The organism is Marivivens marinus, assembly GCF_035969385.1.
GTDB lineage: Bacteria > Pseudomonadota > Alphaproteobacteria > Rhodobacterales > Rhodobacteraceae > SELP01.
The window spans coordinates 109,624-124,372 of sequence record NZ_JAYKKJ010000002.1 but is presented as its reverse complement, the minus strand read 5'-3'; the positions used below and the strand labels follow the sequence as shown (position 1 = coordinate 124,372).

Annotated in this window: 17 protein-coding genes; 13 read left to right on the top strand and 4 right to left on the bottom strand. The window is 61.9% G+C overall.

The window, feature by feature from the left end; translation table 11 throughout:
- The first annotated feature begins 135 nt into the window (after positions 1 to 135).
- From U3648_RS03220 to U3648_RS03205, 4 genes are all read left to right on the top strand, one after another.
- Positions 136 to 1,977, top strand: coding sequence for an ABC transporter ATP-binding protein (locus U3648_RS03220; protein ID WP_420857804.1), 1,842 nt, complete (start codon positions 136 to 138; stop codon positions 1,975 to 1,977).
- Positions 1,977 to 3,824 carry an ABC transporter ATP-binding protein gene (locus tag U3648_RS03215; RefSeq protein ID WP_420857803.1) on the top strand — a complete coding sequence of 616 codons (1,848 nt, stop codon included), beginning with the start codon at positions 1,977 to 1,979 and terminating at the stop codon, positions 3,822 to 3,824. The genes U3648_RS03220 and U3648_RS03215 overlap by 1 nt, the downstream gene beginning before the upstream one ends.
- Positions 3,821 to 5,023, top strand: a complete 1,203-nt coding sequence (locus tag U3648_RS03210; RefSeq protein WP_420857802.1) for a class I SAM-dependent RNA methyltransferase — start codon at positions 3,821 to 3,823, stop codon at positions 5,021 to 5,023. The genes U3648_RS03215 and U3648_RS03210 overlap by 4 nt, the downstream gene beginning before the upstream one ends.
- A gap of 95 nt (positions 5,024 to 5,118) precedes the next feature.
- Complete coding sequence (locus U3648_RS03205; RefSeq protein WP_420857801.1) at positions 5,119 to 5,610, top strand: L,D-transpeptidase family protein; 492 nt, start codon at positions 5,119 to 5,121, stop codon at positions 5,608 to 5,610.
- Here U3648_RS03205 and dalA read toward each other — a convergent pair whose 3' ends face one another.
- Positions 5,611 to 6,123 (bottom strand): divisome-associated lipoprotein DalA, encoded by a 513-nt coding sequence (gene dalA, locus U3648_RS03200; RefSeq protein ID WP_420857800.1) that lies wholly within the window; start codon positions 6,121 to 6,123, stop codon positions 5,611 to 5,613. It lies immediately after the preceding gene.
- 165 nt (positions 6,124 to 6,288) lie between these two features.
- Here dalA and U3648_RS03195 point away from each other — a divergent pair, with 165 nt between their 5' ends.
- A complete protein-coding gene (locus U3648_RS03195) occupies positions 6,289 to 6,882 on the top strand; it encodes a L,D-transpeptidase (RefSeq protein WP_420857799.1) in 594 nt (197 codons plus the stop codon).
- 146 nt (positions 6,883 to 7,028) lie between these two features.
- Positions 7,029 to 7,235 carry a ferrochelatase gene (locus U3648_RS03190; protein WP_129682228.1) on the top strand — a complete coding sequence of 69 codons (207 nt, stop codon included), beginning with the start codon at positions 7,029 to 7,031 and terminating at the stop codon, positions 7,233 to 7,235.
- Between the two features lie 63 nt (positions 7,236 to 7,298).
- Here the strand turns inward: U3648_RS03190 and hemH are convergent, their stop codons facing one another.
- Both hemH and U3648_RS03180 read right to left on the bottom strand, forming a co-directional pair.
- Positions 7,299 to 8,378 carry a ferrochelatase gene (hemH, locus tag U3648_RS03185; protein ID WP_420857798.1) on the bottom strand — a complete coding sequence of 360 codons (1,080 nt, stop codon included), beginning with the start codon at positions 8,376 to 8,378 and terminating at the stop codon, positions 7,299 to 7,301.
- Between the two features lie 55 nt (positions 8,379 to 8,433).
- Positions 8,434 to 9,264 (bottom strand): methyltransferase domain-containing protein, encoded by an 831-nt coding sequence (locus U3648_RS03180; RefSeq protein ID WP_420857797.1) that lies wholly within the window; start codon positions 9,262 to 9,264, stop codon positions 8,434 to 8,436.
- Positions 9,265 to 9,288: 24 nt separating this feature from the next.
- On the opposite strand from U3648_RS03180, the gene U3648_RS03175 reads away from it, so the two are divergent.
- Genes U3648_RS03175 through U3648_RS03160 form a run of 4 tightly spaced genes read left to right on the top strand, consistent with a single transcriptional unit; the run spans position 9,289 to position 11,582 of the window.
- On the top strand, positions 9,289 to 10,017 hold the full coding sequence (locus U3648_RS03175) for a ComF family protein (protein ID WP_420857796.1): 729 nt from the start codon (positions 9,289 to 9,291) through the stop codon (positions 10,015 to 10,017).
- Positions 10,018 to 10,047: 30 nt separating this feature from the next.
- Positions 10,048 to 10,305 (top strand): glutaredoxin 3, encoded by a 258-nt coding sequence (grxC, locus tag U3648_RS03170; protein ID WP_420857795.1) that lies wholly within the window; start codon positions 10,048 to 10,050, stop codon positions 10,303 to 10,305.
- Positions 10,302 to 11,132 carry a carbon-nitrogen hydrolase family protein gene (locus tag U3648_RS03165; RefSeq protein ID WP_420857794.1) on the top strand — a complete coding sequence of 277 codons (831 nt, stop codon included), beginning with the start codon at positions 10,302 to 10,304 and terminating at the stop codon, positions 11,130 to 11,132. The genes grxC and U3648_RS03165 overlap by 4 nt, the downstream gene beginning before the upstream one ends.
- Before the next feature lie 6 nt (positions 11,133 to 11,138).
- Positions 11,139 to 11,582: a MarR family winged helix-turn-helix transcriptional regulator gene (locus U3648_RS03160; protein WP_420857793.1), complete on the top strand. Its 444-nt coding sequence runs from the start codon at positions 11,139 to 11,141 to the stop codon at positions 11,580 to 11,582.
- Here the strand turns inward: U3648_RS03160 and ubiG are convergent.
- Positions 11,579 to 12,328, bottom strand: coding sequence for a bifunctional 2-polyprenyl-6-hydroxyphenol methylase/3-demethylubiquinol 3-O-methyltransferase UbiG (gene ubiG / locus U3648_RS03155; protein WP_420857792.1), 750 nt, complete (start codon positions 12,326 to 12,328; stop codon positions 11,579 to 11,581). The two genes, U3648_RS03160 and ubiG, sit on opposite strands and share 4 nt — an antisense overlap.
- Before the next feature lie 51 nt (positions 12,329 to 12,379).
- Between ubiG and pip the strand changes: the two genes are divergently transcribed.
- The 3 genes from pip to rimP all read left to right on the top strand — a co-directional run bounded on the left by pip (position 12,380) and on the right by rimP (position 14,746).
- Positions 12,380 to 13,351: a prolyl aminopeptidase gene (gene pip / locus U3648_RS03150; RefSeq protein ID WP_420857791.1), complete on the top strand. Its 972-nt coding sequence runs from the start codon at positions 12,380 to 12,382 to the stop codon at positions 13,349 to 13,351.
- A gap of 108 nt (positions 13,352 to 13,459) precedes the next feature.
- Entirely contained in the window at positions 13,460 to 14,005 is a 546-nt protein-coding gene (locus tag U3648_RS03145) for a hypothetical protein (protein ID WP_420857790.1), read from the top strand.
- Between the two features lie 156 nt (positions 14,006 to 14,161).
- Positions 14,162 to 14,746 (top strand): ribosome maturation factor RimP, encoded by a 585-nt coding sequence (rimP, locus tag U3648_RS03140; RefSeq protein ID WP_129682244.1) that lies wholly within the window; start codon positions 14,162 to 14,164, stop codon positions 14,744 to 14,746.
- Positions 14,747 to 14,749: the final 3 nt, after the last annotated feature.

Genomic DNA, 14,749 nt, shown 5'->3' with positions numbered 1-14,749 from the left:
CAACGGAGGATTGCACTATGCGAAACGGGATTGATCCACGTCTGATTTGATCAGTCTGGTCCCGTTTGGGCGGTCTGGTCAGCAGACACACCGCCTCACCCATAGTGATTTCCAGTGGCTTGAAAGGCCCCTCCGATGTTCCGCTTCTTTGAAAATCTAGTCGATCCTTTTTCCGCACGCGATTCCGGCACGCCACCCGCGACGTTGTGGGCCTTCTACCGTGAAGCCATGCGCCCGTTTCGGCGCATCGTCCCCTGGCTGTTGCTAACAGGCCTGATTGTCGCGCTCTTCGAGGCGGGGATGATCTGGTACGCCGGGCGGCTGGTTGACGTGATGAACGCGACAGGCGCCGCCGATTTCTGGGCGACCCACAGGGTGGAAATCCTGATCGTCGCATTCGCGCTGACCTTCCTGCGGCCCGCTGCGATCCTTGCCCAGCACGCGTTTCTTGAACTGGCTCTTGCCGGAAACATGCAGGAGCGGGTCCGTTGGCGGGCACATAAACACATGCTGGGCCAGTCGATCGGGTTTTTCCAGAACGACTTTGCCGGACGCTTGTCGAACCGGGTGATGAAGCTGTCGGAATCCACCGAAGACAGCTTGTACATGATGTTCGAAGGGGTCTGGTATGCCCTGTCCTATGCGGTCACCGCCGTGATCCTTGTGTCAGGGATAGACTGGCGCGTCGCCGTTCCCTTGGTGATCTGGCTGACGGCCTATGCCAGCTATACTTATTGGACGGCCGTTCGCGTGTCGAAGGCATCGGAAAAATGGTCCGATGCGCGGTCGCTGGCCAATGGCCGGATCGTGGACGCCTATACTAATATCGAAACGGTCAAGCTGTTCAGCAATGGCGAACAGGAAGAGGCCTTTGTCCTCAACGCGCTCAAGCGGCTGCGCCTGCGGTTTCACCGGTTCCTGCGGCTGATGACGGAACTGTCGTTCGCCCTGAACGTAATCAACGCGATCCTATTTGTCGGGGTGATCGGCGCGGCGGTTTGGCTTTGGACCAATGGGCAAAGCACCGTGGGCGAGGTCGCGGCGGTGACCGCGCTGGCCGTGCGGCTGAACGGCATGTCGGGCTGGATTCTGTGGGTCACCGTGCGCCTGTTCGAACACGCAGGCACAGTGCGCGAGGCGCTTCAATCCGTGTCCGTTGACCATGCGGTGACGGATAAGTCCGACACGCGTCTGACGGTCACGGATGGCGCGATCCGCTTTGACAATCTTGTGCACCACTATGGCAAGGGTGTTGGCGGGATCGACGGGATCACGCTGGACATCGCGCCGGGCGAAAAGGTTGGTCTGGTTGGCCGGTCGGGGGCCGGGAAATCGTCGCTGGTCAACCTGTTGCTGCGGTTCCGTGATCCGGAGGGAGGGGTGATCCGCATCGACGGGCAGGATATTTCGCAGGTCACGCAGGACAGCCTGCGCAAGGCCATTGGCGTGGTGACACAGGACAGCTCGCTTCTTCATCGGTCGATCCGGGACAACATTCTATATGGCAACCCCCTTGCCAGCGACGAAGAGATGTTCGCGGCCGCCCGCAAGGCCGAGGCGCATGACTTTATCCTGTCGCTGGAGGATCCCGGTGGCCGGTCTGGTTATTCGGCCTATGTGGGCGAAAGGGGCGTGAAGCTGTCCGGCGGACAGCGGCAACGGATCGCGATTGCACGGGTGATGCTGAAGAACGCGCCGATCCTTGTGCTGGACGAGGCAACCTCGGCCCTGGATTCGGAAGTGGAGGCGGCCATTCAATCGACCCTATACGGCATGATGCAGGGCAAGACGGTGATCGCAATTGCACACCGCCTGTCCACCATCGCCCAGATGGACCGGATCGTTGTCATGGATCGTGGCCGGATCGTTGAACAGGGCAGCCATGACGCGCTTCTGGATCACGGCGGAATCTACGCGGGTCTGTGGCAGCGACAGTCGGGCGGGTTCCTGGGCGACGAGGCGGAGGCCGCGGAATAATGCGAGAAGCCTATAAGACGTGGTTGCGCTGGGCCGGGGGGCTGATCCCTTCGCCCCAGCCCGCCATCGGTGCGCCGCCCCGCACCCTACGCGCCTTTATCAACTGGTGTCTTCGGGGCAGCTGGCGGGTTATCCTGATTGCCGCGCTGGTATCTGGCATTGCTGGGGCGACCGAAGTGTTGGCCATGTTCTTTCTAGGGAAGGTGGTCGATATCGCCTCTGCCGGTGATGGGCTTGGTGGATATGGGCCACTTCTGATCTCGGCGCTTGTTCTTCTGGTATTGGTCCGGCCCATCGTCTTTGGGCTGTCGGCAACGTTTCAGTCGGTCGTGCTTGGGCCGAATATCTTTCGGCTGGTCCTGTCGCGCCTGCATTCCTGGACGCTTGGTCAGTCTGTCACCTTCTTCGACAATGATTTCGCCGGACGGCTTGCGCAAAAGCAAATGCAGACCGCGACATCGCTGACCGAGGTGGTGATCGAAACGGTCAACGCAATTCTCTTTGCGTTGGCCTCGGTCATCGGGGCCGCGGTTCTGGTGGCGTTTGTTGATGCCCGGTTGCTTGTCGTTCTGGGTCTGTGGTTCGCGGTCTACTTGGGGTTTCTTCGGTTTTTCCTGCCGCGTATCCGGCTGCGTTCCAAGGCGCGGGCCGGGGCGCGGGCGCAGGTCACCGGGCAGGTCGTGGACACGATCACCAATATCAAGACGGTCAAGCTGTTCGCCGGGGACCGGCATGAAGAGGACGCCGCCCATAGCGCGATGGAAACCCTGTGGGAACGGGCACTGGACTTTGGCGAGGTTTCGACCCTGTTCCGCTTTGGCCTGATCACGCTGGCGGGCATCCTGCCGGTGACGATGGTCGGGTTCGGCCTTGTCTGGAGCTTCTCCGGCAGCGTGACGCCGGGCGATATTGCCGCGATCGGCGCGGTATCTATCCGGCTCAGCCAGATGACCGGCTGGGTCAGCTTCACGCTGATGGGAATCTACAGCCATCTGGGCGAGGCAGAGGACGGGATGCGCACCCTGACCCCGCCCTATGCGCTCACCGATGCGCCGGATGCCAGGCCTCTGGCGGTGACACGGGGAGAGATCAGGTTCGACAACGTCAGCTTTGGCTATGGGCGCGACACCGGTGGGATCAGCGACATTTCCCTTCGGATCGCGCCGGGCGAGAAACTGGGGATCGTTGGCGCCTCGGGCGCAGGGAAGTCGACCTTGGTGTCGCTGCTTCTGCGTCTTTACGATGCGGAAGAGGGGCGGGTCCTGATTGATGGGCAAGACTTGCGCGGTGTGACCCAATCCAGCCTGCGCGCCGCCATCGGCATGGTCACGCAGGAAACCGCGATGTTCAACCGGACCGCCCGCGAGAACATTCTCTACGGTCGGCCCGATGCGTCCGAGGAGGAGATGATCGCCGCCGCCCGCAAGGCCGAGGCGCATGAGTTCATCACCGGTCTGCGCGACAACAAGGGGCAAACCGGCTACGACGCCTTTGTTGGCGAGCGGGGAGTGAAACTGTCTGGCGGTCAGCGACAGCGGATCGCCTTGGCCCGCGCCATGCTGAAAGACGCACCGATCCTTGTTCTGGACGAGGCGACATCGGCGCTCGATTCCGAGGTCGAAGCGGCGATCCAGTCTGCGCTTCAACGCGCGATGGAGGGCAAGACCGTGCTGGCCATCGCGCACCGCCTGTCCACGATTTCCGACATGGACCGGATTATCGTCCTTGAAAACGGGCGGATCGTCGAACAAGGAAGCCATGACGACTTGCTGGCGCTGGGCGGGACCTATGCCCGCTATTGGAACCGGCAGTCGGGTGGGTTCATCGGAACGGACGGCGATGCATGACACAGGTAATCGGGCTAACTCACACGGGGCTTGGACGGACGGACGACGGGCAGTTCCTGCCGCGTGTCCTGCCGGGGGAAACGGTTGAAGTCGGCGCCGATGGCGTGCCGCGTATTCTGTCCCCCTCGCCGGATCGCGTTTCGCCCCCCTGTCGGCACTACAAGGCCTGTGGCGGTTGCGCGATGCAGCACGCGTCGGACGGTTTCGTCGAAGGCTGGAAGGCCGGCATTGTCGCCCGGGCGCTGTCCGCGCATGGGATCGAGGCGCAGATCGAAGGCGTCGATACCTCGCCGCCCCGGTCCCGCAGGCGAGCCAAGCTGTCCGGTCGCCGGACCAAGAAAGGCGCCATGGTCGGGTTCCACGCCCGCGCTTCTGATCTTTTGATCGAGGTTCCGGATTGCCAGCTTTTGACGCCTGCGCTGATGGTGGCCATCCCGGCGTTGGAACGGCTGACCGCGCTGGTCGGATCGCGCAAGGGCGAGGTTGCCCTGACCGTTACCGAAAGCCTTGGCGGGCTGGATGTGCATCTTGATTTTTCAACCAAAGACCTGACGCCGGAACTGCGGATTTCCCTTGCGGATTTCGCGCGCCAGGTCGGGTTTGCGCGGCTTGTCTGGGGCGACGAACCCATCGTCACCATGACCCCGCCGCAGCAGCAGTTTGGCAAGGCCCGGGTGGTTCCGCCGCCGGGTTCCTTCCTTCAGGCAACCCGCGCGGGCGAGGCGGCGCTGGTATCGGCAGTGCGCAGAATCGTCGGGACCGCAGGCAAGGTCGTGGACCTCTTTGCTGGTTGCGGCACCTTTGCGCTGCCCTTGGCGGAAGGTGCGCAGGTGCACGCCGTCGAAGGCGAAGCAGCGATGATGCAGGCGCTTGATGCCGGATGGCGGGCATCAAGTGGGTTGAAGCAGGTCACGACCGAAACCCGCGATCTGTTCCGCCGTCCGCTTTTGTCGGACGAGCTGGCGAAATTCGACGCGGTGGTGATCGACCCGCCGCGCGCCGGGGCCGAGGCGCAAGTGGCCGAAATCATCGGATCGGGCGTTCCGGTCGTCGCGATGGTGTCCTGCAACCCCGTCACCTTTGCACGGGACGCGCAGCCCCTTGTGTCGGGCGGATATGGGCTGAATTGGGTTCGGGTGGTGGATCAGTTCCGCTGGTCCTCCCACGTCGAGGTGGTCGCCGCGTTCACGCGCCTGTGAGCGGCAGATCATGATTTCCCCGCTATCGCAATCCGCGCATTTCAGGTAAAAGCCCGGCAATCAACATGACCGGGATAACCCGGGATAGGCAGGCAATGCGGTTTCTTTCAATCCTTCTTTCCCTCGTGGTAGTGGTGGGCCTCTCCGGCTGCGCCAATAAGTTCCGAACCTATGACGGCCCGGAAGTGACCCGCGTTGTCGTCATGAAAGGGGACCGCCGGATGTACCTGATGCATCACGATCAGGTCCTGCGGGCCTTTGACATTGAAATGGGGTTTGCGCCGGACGGCCACAAGACTGAAGAGGGAGACGGCCGGACGCCGGAAGGGGCCTATTGGATCAACCGCCGCAACCCCAACAGTGCCTTCCATCTGTCGATCGGGATTTCCTATCCCAACGCGCAGGACAGGGCACAGGCGCAGGCGCGGGGTGTTTCGCCCGGCGGAGATATCTTCATTCACGGGACGCCCGATCTGAACCTCGGACAGGACGACTGGACCGCCGGATGCATCGCCGTCACCAATCGCGAGATGGAAGACATCTATGCGATGGTTCGGGATGGCACCCCGATCCACATCTTTCCGTAGTTACAGGCGCCCGGTCACCAACGTCCACCACAGCTTGCCACCGGGTTCCTGATGCCAGGCGAAGCCCATCAGCGTGGCGTTCCGGTCCAGGATCACGGCGCGGGTGTCTGGCTGACCCATCCAGGCGGCAAGGGTTTCCAGCTCTGTCTCGTAGGTTTCAGAGATGTTTTCGCCCAGAATCTGGCCGGTGTAGCCAACCCGGCGCGCCCGTTCGAGCGGCGAGGACCCGTCAGACCCGAAGTGCCAAGGCCGGTTCTGGATTGCCATATCGCGGGAATGGGTCGCGGCAGCGGCGTTCAGCCGGTCGTTGAACTGCAAAGGCGCAATACCTGCCGCGGACCGAAGCGAATTCACGCCGTCCAGCATGCGGAACATGACACCATCGGCATCGCCCTCAGAGATCCGGTAGATCTGCGGCAAGGGAAGGCCGTCGGGCCCGATCCGCGCGGAATTGGTAGTGCAGGCCGCAACAGCCGCCAGCGAAAGGCCCGCAAGAAGAAAACGACGATTCATCTAGAATACCCCTGAACGTGTCGGTTCCTCTTATCCGGCCCTGCGTTGCACTTCAAACCCGCATCGGCCAGCCTTTGCCGATATGACACATGTTTGAATTGCGATGCCCCGCCCAACCCCATATGCAACGGGCAAACAGACCGTCCCGTGATCGGAGTGATCAAGATGACTGACAACACAATTTCCAAGCTGAGCCGGAGAACTTTCGTTGCGGCCGCCGCCGCCGCCGTCGGTTCCCGCGCCTTCGCCCAGACCGAGAATTCGACCGAGATCGAATCCGAGGTATCGCAGACGATCCGCCGGAATATCTCGAGCTTCCGGTCGCTGGACTGGCAGCCCTATTTCTCGGACCTGCGGAACGGCGCCTGCCTTGTCGATACGCAGTCGCGGGCCCTGCATTACTGGTCGGAAGACCAGAGCATCTACAAGCTGTATCCGACCAGTGTGCCGCTGACCGAGGACCTGACCCGGCGAGGCCGGACCGAGGTAATCCGAAAGGTTGTCGGTCCGGAATGGCGCCCGACCCCGTCGATGCTGGAACGCAATCCGGAATGGCCGTCCTACATCGGGCCGGGTCCGGAAAACCCGCTGGGCACCCATGCCCTCTACCTGTCGTGGCAGTATTACCGGATCCACGGAACCCACGATACGCGCAAGATCGGCCGCCGTTCGTCGAATGGCTGCATTGGCCTTTACAACGAACATATCGCCGAATTGTTCAGCCTGACGAAGGTTGGAACGCAAGTGTTGCTAATTTGACGACATTTGCCTGAACCAAGGCGGAAAACACCCGATAACCCTTTGCATCAACCGATTTTCCTGATTAATCCGACGATACGAGGTAAGTCTTGGGTGCCTGCCGTCGCCCTCAACATATGGCGGCGGGCAAAAACTGGAGAAAACACATGAAGAAAATCGCTCTCGCCATTGCTGGCTTTGTCGGTTCGGCTTCCGCTGCCCTTGCTGGTGGCATGGCTGCTCCCGTCATGGAAATGGAACCGGTCATCGTTGAAGAAGCCGCTGGCTCCTCTTCCTCGGCCGGCCTGATCATCCCGCTGATCCTGATCGCGCTGATCGCCGCCGCCATGTCGTCGTCGTCGACCGCCGAATAATTCAAGCTTCGGTTTGAGTTTGGAAGGGCAGAGGTTTTCCTCTGCCCTTTTCCTTTGGGCGGATCAGATCCAGCCAGCAAGGTTCCGTTTCAGGATTTCGGCCAGTGCATCCATGTGGGCCTGATCGTCGTTCAGGCAGGGGATGTAGGTAAAGGTCTCGCCACCGGCCTCTTCGAAGCTTTCCTTGATCTCTTCCTGAATCTCTTCAAGCGTTTCGACGCAATCGGCGGAAAAGGCGGGCGCGATGACCGCGATTCGCTTGTGGCCATCTTCCTTGGCCAGTCGGGCGACCTCTTCCACCGTATAGGGTTTCAGCCATTCTTCCGGGCCAAAGACCGACTGGAAGGTCGTGACGAAGTGGTCCTTGTCCCAGCCCAGCCGTTCGCGCAGCAGCCGCGTCGTCTTTTGGCATTGGCAGTGATAGGGATCGCCGCTGGTCAGGTAGCGGTGCGGCATCCCGTGGTAGGACACCACCAGACGGTCCGGCCGCTGATCCAAATCGGCGTAGGCCTTTTCCACCGAGGCAGCGAGCGCGTCGATATAGGCCGGATCTTCGAAATAGGGCGGCACGACCCGGACCGAGGGCTGCCATTTCTCTTTCATCAGGGCGCGGAAGAACTGGTCGTTCGCGGTGGCCCAAGTGGCCCCGGCGTAATGCGGGTACAGCGGCATGAACACGATCCGATCACAGCCTGCATCGACCATTTCCCGAAGTTTGCTTTCGGTCGACGGATTGCCATAGCGCATACAGAAATCGACAAGGACCTCACCGCCATAGGCCACTTCCATCCGGTCGCGCAGGGCCGCAGTCTGGGCCTTTGTGATGGTCAAAAGTGGGCTTTCATCCGCTTCCGTGTTCCAGATCGAGGCATAGGCCTCGCCCGATTTGAAGGGGCGCCGGGACAGGATGATCAATTGCAGCAGCGGCTGCCAGAGCCATGCGGAATAGTCGACAACGCGCTTGTCGGAGAGAAACTCGCTCAGGTAGCGGCGCATGGACCAGTAGTCGGTCGCGTCTGGGGTTCCAAGGTTGGCGATCAGTACCCCGATCTTTGCGGGTTTCACCTTGGGGTGGTCCGCCGGGGCGTGGGCAGGGCAAACCGCCGTGCCGCCGGTGATCTTGGGTGTATCCATGTCCTTCATTGGGTCCGTCCGTCTGTCATCGGTCCGGCCTGACATAGCCGGATATCTGAATGGGTCAATCGTTGCTGTCGGAAAGTGGTGTTTCGGTGGCACCCAAGGCATCGGCAAGCCGCTGCGCCGCCGATCCGGGGCGCAGCGGTTTCTGCTGGCTCGGGTCCGGAGCCCAGCCGGTCAGGACGACCACTTCGAAGGTTGCCGGAACGCGCCCGTCGTCGGTTCCGAAGTGCCGGGCATAGGTTTCGACTGCGCCGAACAGGACCGCGCGCCGTGTCGGTGACCGGAGCCGCCCGGCCAAGGCATTGGTTTCCCCCATGCCGCGCAAGTCCTGCATGAGGTGAAGCGCCGAGGCATAGGACACATCGTATGGCAGGGCGTCCGCGACCGGCAGCGCAAATCCCGCCCGCTGCAGCAACCCGCCAAGATCGCGGATTTCCCCCATCGGTGCGATGCGAGGTGACAGGCCACCCGTGGCACGCGACTCCGCCTCGGCCAAGGCGGCCCGCAATTCATGCAGGGTCTGCCCACCGAACAGCGCGGCGATCATCAGCCCGTCGGGCCGCAGCGCGTGGCGGCACTGCACCAATTGGCCGACCGGGTCATTGGCCCAGTGAAGGGCCAGCGCGTGGATCACCAGATCATGCATTCCGGGGTCAAGTGCCAGAATATCGTCATCCGCAACGATCCGCGCATCCGGGAATGCGGCCTGCCAGGGGCCGGGCATCCCGGTGATGATGGCCACCTTGGTAAACGACTTGTTAACCAGTTCCAGCCTTTCCTTGACCTCATCGATGATGGCGTCGTGCAGGAACGTCACCGGATCGCGGCCCGCGCGGGCGCGGTTGCGGGACAGGGCGGTGCGGTCTGTCAACAGGGGCGGGGTCGTCATGACCCCATGACTTAGGGGTATTCCATGCTGTTGGAAAGCGTGGTTCGCACGATCTATCCACCCGCCTGTGTCCTGTGCGGCCATCCGACCGAGGCGGATTTCGGCCTGTGTGGGACTTGCTGGTCGGATGCGGATTTCCTTGATGGGGCGGTCTGCATGGGGTGCGGGGCGCCGGTGCCCGGACCCTCGGATGCTGCTGATCTTGTCTGCGAAGACTGCCACCGGATTGCCCGGCCCTGGCATAGGGGCCGGGCGGTTGCCCGCTATTCCGGGTCGGTGCGCAAGATGATCCTGTCCCTGAAACACGGCGACCGGGCGGAGATGGCCCGCGCGGCCGGGCCGATGCTCGCGCGGGTCGCGGCGGCGCTTCCTGTTGGCGATGCACCGGCGATTGTTCCTGTGCCGCTGCATTGGACCCGGATGCTCAAACGCCGGTTCAATCAATCCGCCCTCTTGGCACAGGCAATGGCAGGGCGGCTGCCGGGGGCCGTTTATGCACCCGATGCACTCGTCAGGGTGCGTCGGACAGTCTCACTTGAAGGTCAGGGCCGGGATGAACGGTTTGCAACCTTGCAGGACGCGATCCGCCCTCACCCGCGACAGGCGGGTGTTCTGGCCGGGCGATCCGTCCTGATCGTCGATGACGTGATGACATCCGGCGCGACACTAGCCGCCGCGACCGAGGCGGCACATGCCGCGGGCGCAACACAGGTTTGTGTCTTGGTGCTGGCGCGCGTGGTGAAAGATACCTAGATAGTCGGAAACCCTTTCTACGAGGCTCCGATGAAACCTGTCGAAATCTACACCACCCCGACCTGTGGCTTTTGCCATGCGGCCAAGCGGCTGCTGGCGTCCAAGGGCGTGGAGTTCAAAGAGATCAATGTCGCGGGAGACATGGACCTGCGCGCGGCGATGATTCAGCGGTCGAATGGTGGGCGGACAGTGCCGCAGATCTTTATCGGCGATCAGCATGTCGGTGGCTGCGACGACCTTTATGCGCTTGACCAGATGGGCAAGCTTGATCCGCTGCTGGCCACGTGAGGGCCGCGCTTCTTCAGTTGTGTTCGGGGGATGATCCCGCCGCGAACCTGCCCCGGACCATCGGTATGGTTCGGGAGGCTGCGGCGCGGGGTGCGACCTTTATCCTGACGCCGGAAGTGACCAATTGCGTGTCACTTGACCGGGACTGGCAGGCCGGGGTCTTGCAGACGGAAGAGGCGGATATCACCCTTGCCGGTCTGCGAGCGGAGGCTGCGGCGCTGGGCGTCTGGCTGTCCATTGGATCGCTCGGGTTGAAGACCGGGGACGCCGATGGGCGTTTTGCAAACCGATCCTTCCTGATTGCCCCCGATGGGTCCGTTCGCGCCCGCTATGACAAGATCCATATGTTCGACGTGGATGTGACGCCGGAAGAAACGTTCCGTGAATCCGCCGGATATCGGCCGGGGGATCGGGCCGTGGTGACTGATACAGAGTTTGGCAAGGTCGGACTGACCGTCTGCTATGACCTGCGGTTTCCGCATCTGCACCGGGCGTTGGCCAAGGCGGGGGCAATGATCCTGACCGCACCGGCGGCATTCTCGCCCGTCACCGGCGCGGCGCATTGGGAACCGCTCTTGCGGGCACGCGCGATTGAGACCGGCTGTTTCGTGTTGGCGGCGGCGCAAACCGGCACCCATCCAAAGACAGTCGGACCCACCCGGCGGACCTATGGCCATAGTCTTGCCGTTGCCCCTTGGGGCGAGCTTCTGGCCGACGGCGGAACAGAGCCGGGGGTCGTCACGGTTGATATTGACCTTGAAGAGGTGGCAAAAGCACGGGGGCGGGTTCCCTCGCTGTTCAACGACCGCCCATTTGAAGGCCCCTGATCGCCAATGAATGCCCAGAACGAAAACCTTGCCGTATCCCTGTTCAGTGAAATTCTGACGGTGGATCAGCTTGCCCGCATGGCAGTGGCCAAGGTTCTTCCCAAAGGGATGGAGCTGTCGCATTTCTCGGTCTTGAATCAATTGGCCCATGCGGGCGGGGAAAAGACCCCTGCGCAGCTGGCCCGGAGCTTTCACCTGACCCGCGGCGCGATGACCAATACCCTGACCAAACTGGAATGGGCGGGTTGGGTCCACGTCCGCCCGGATTGGGAAGACGCCCGGCGCAAGCTGGTGTCGATCAGCCCGGCGGGCTTGGCGGCCCGGGATGCAGCGCTTGCGGCGATCACCCCGGTCATTGCCGAGGTGGTGGACAAGATCGGCGCAGAAAAAGTCCGCTCAGCCCTGCCGGTCCTGCGGGAATTGCGACTGAAGCTGTCGGCGGAGGACTAGGGCTTCACACTGGCGGTGACATAGTTCACCGACAGGTCTTTTTCCGAGATGCTCCAGCTCCACAGGATCGGGTTGAAGACATAACCCTTGCGGTCCACCGGGGTCAGGCCGGCCCGCGTCAACAGGTCGAATAATTCGTCCGGGGTGATGAACTTGGCCCAGTCATGGGTGCCTTTCGGCAACCATCGCATGACGTATTCGGCGCCCACGATCGCCATGGCATAGCTTTTCGGGTTGCGGTTGATCGTGGAACACAGGTGCAGGCCGCCGGGTTTCAGCAACATCCGGCAGGCTGTCAGATACGCCAGCGGATCGGCGACATGTTCGACCACTTCCATGTTCAGCACCACATCGAACTGCTCGCCCGCCTCTGCCATCGCTTCTGCCGTGGTGTGGCGGTAATCGATGTCCAGCCCCGACTGTTCGGCGTGAATGCGGGCCACCGGGATATTACGTTCCGCCGCGTCCGCGCCGACAACGGTTGCGCCCAGCCGCGCCATGGGTTCGCACAACAGCCCGCCACCACAGCCGATGTCCAGAAGGCGCAGCCCTTCGAACGGGCGGTTGGCGGACAGGTCGCGCCCGAACTCTGCCGCGATCTGCCGGGTGATGTAATCGAGCCGAACCGGGTTCATCATATGCAGCGGCTTGAATTTCCCGTTCAAATCCCACCATTCGGCGGCCATCGCCTCGAATTTCGAAATCTCGGCGGGGTCTACCGTGTTGGTCTGGGCTGTTTCGGTCATTTTCTGGTCCGGGTGATGGCGTGTTGGGTTCATCGGCTATATAGGTCAATCATGGACAGGATCAGTGGTCAAAGCCGCAGGGTGACGCATCTTTATCCCCATATCGAACCGTTCGACCAGCGAATGCTGGACGTTGGTGATGGGCATACCGTCTATGTTGAACAATGTGGCAATCCAAACGGGCGCCCGGTGGTGGTCTTGCACGGTGGGCCCGGCGGGGGGTGTAGCCCTGCCATGCGCCGGTATTTCGACCCGGAGGTGTATCGCGTCATCCTGTTTGACCAGCGCGGATGCGGCCGGTCGCGGCCCCATGCGGTCGTCGAGGCGAACACCACCTGGCATCTTGTCGCCGATATCGAGCTGATCCGCGAAACATTGGGGATCGACCAATGGATTGCTTTTGGCGGAAGCTGGGGGGCGACGCTGGCGCTGGTTTACGCGCAGGCCCATCCCGACAGGGTGGCCGCACTTGTGTTGCGTGGCGTCTTCCTGATGACGCAGCCGGAACTGGACTGGTTCTATGGCGGCGGCGCTGGGCGGTTCTGGCCGGACCTATGGGACCGTTTCGAAAACCAGATCCCCGAAGCAGAGCGCGGCAATATGATCGCTGCCTACCATCGACGGCTGTTCGGGCAGGACAGGATGACCGAAATCCGATTCGCGAGGGCATGGGTTCAATGGGAAAATGCGCTTGCCTCGATGGCGAGCGACGGGGTCGGTGGGGAAGCGCCGGCCGACTATGCGCGCGCCTTTGCCCGGCTGGAATGCCACTATTTCCACAATGGTGGCTTTCTGTCGCCAGACCAGCAGATCCTGTCGAACATGGATCGGATCAGCCATATTCCCGGCGTCATCGTGCAGGGCCGATATGACATGATTTGCCCCCCCGTTTCGGCCCATGAACTGGCCCGCCGCTGGCCCAATGCCCGTTTGCACATGGTCGGTCGCGCGGGCCACGCATTGTCTGAACCTGGGATCAGTGACCAACTTTTGCGAACAATGCAGCAGATTGCCAGGCATTGAGTCCGACCGGGAAATGGGCCGCCCTGAAAAGGCCCAATTCACGTTGTGATTGAACCATCTTTGTCGCCCATCCTGAAGATCAGGATTCGTTTCGGGACCAGAGCTGCCATGTCTGCGCCGTCAATCATCAAACCACTTCTTGTCGCCATGCTGTGCGTCGCGTCGGGTGCCGCCGTGAACCTTGCCGTGCCGTCTGTGGTTGAAGCGGGCAATGGAAATGGGAACGGCAACGGAAACGGAAACCGCAACAACAACGCCAACAGCAACAACGGGCGTGGCCAGACCGCACGCGAATTGCGCGGCGCAAATGCGGCGCGGAACAATGCCGCGAACCCCGCGGGCAATTCGATGCCTGCAAAGTTGAACGCCTATCGCCAATCCTACCTGGAGGCGGCGACGTCGCTTGAAACCGCTCAGACGCTCTATGACCAGTATCAACAACTTGCGACTTTGACCGACGCCCAGATTGCCGCCGCCTATCCCAATGGCGGCTACGAAGCTGCCGTTTCCGCCGCGGCGTTAGCCTACAACGGTGCTTTGGCCGATGCGCAGGGCGCGCAAGGTATGATGCAGCAAAGCCTTGCCGTGCTGACGGATGGGCGCGACCTGTCGCCTGCGGCGCTTGCCGAACTTCACCAGATGCTGGGTCTTTAACCGCGACGATTGCGGCTTGCAGACTCGCGGGGCCGGGTCTATATGGCTTGCAACAGCGGTGCTTTGGCGTCCAAACCCAAGGCTCCACCGGGAAACATCGACGGGCCGCTGGCCCGTTTTTTTGTGGCCGGTGCCTGCAACAGACGTCTGGATGACATGAACGACCTGATCGCCCGCGCGGCCATTGACCGCCGCATCGCCGAAATCATCGCCCCCGTGATCGAAGACATGGGGTATGAACTTGTGCGCGTGCGCCTGATGACCGGCAAAAGCGCCACGCTGCAAGTGATGGCGCAGCGCCCTGACGGCACCATAGAAGTGGATGACTGTGCCCAGATTTCAACGGCGATTTCCGCCGTTCTGGATGTCGAAGATCCGATCGTCGACGCCTATACGCTGGAAGTGTCCAGCCCCGGCATCGACCGGCCCCTGACCCGGCTGAAGGATTTCGGTCTGTGGGACGGCTATGTCGCCAAGATCGAAACGACCGAGATGATCGACGGCCGCCGCCGGTTCAAAGGCATCCTTGCCGGGACCGAAGAGGACGAGGTTCTGATCACCATCGAAGAAGGAGGCGAAGAGCTGACCATCGGGCTGAAATTCGACTGGCTGTCCGATGCCAAGCTTGTGCTGACAGACGAATTGATCCGCGACGTTCTGCGCGGGCGCAAGGATGCGGGCCAGATCGACGAGGCCCAGTTTGACGAAGTTGAGACCATCATTGATGGGGACGAGGAGTAAGAC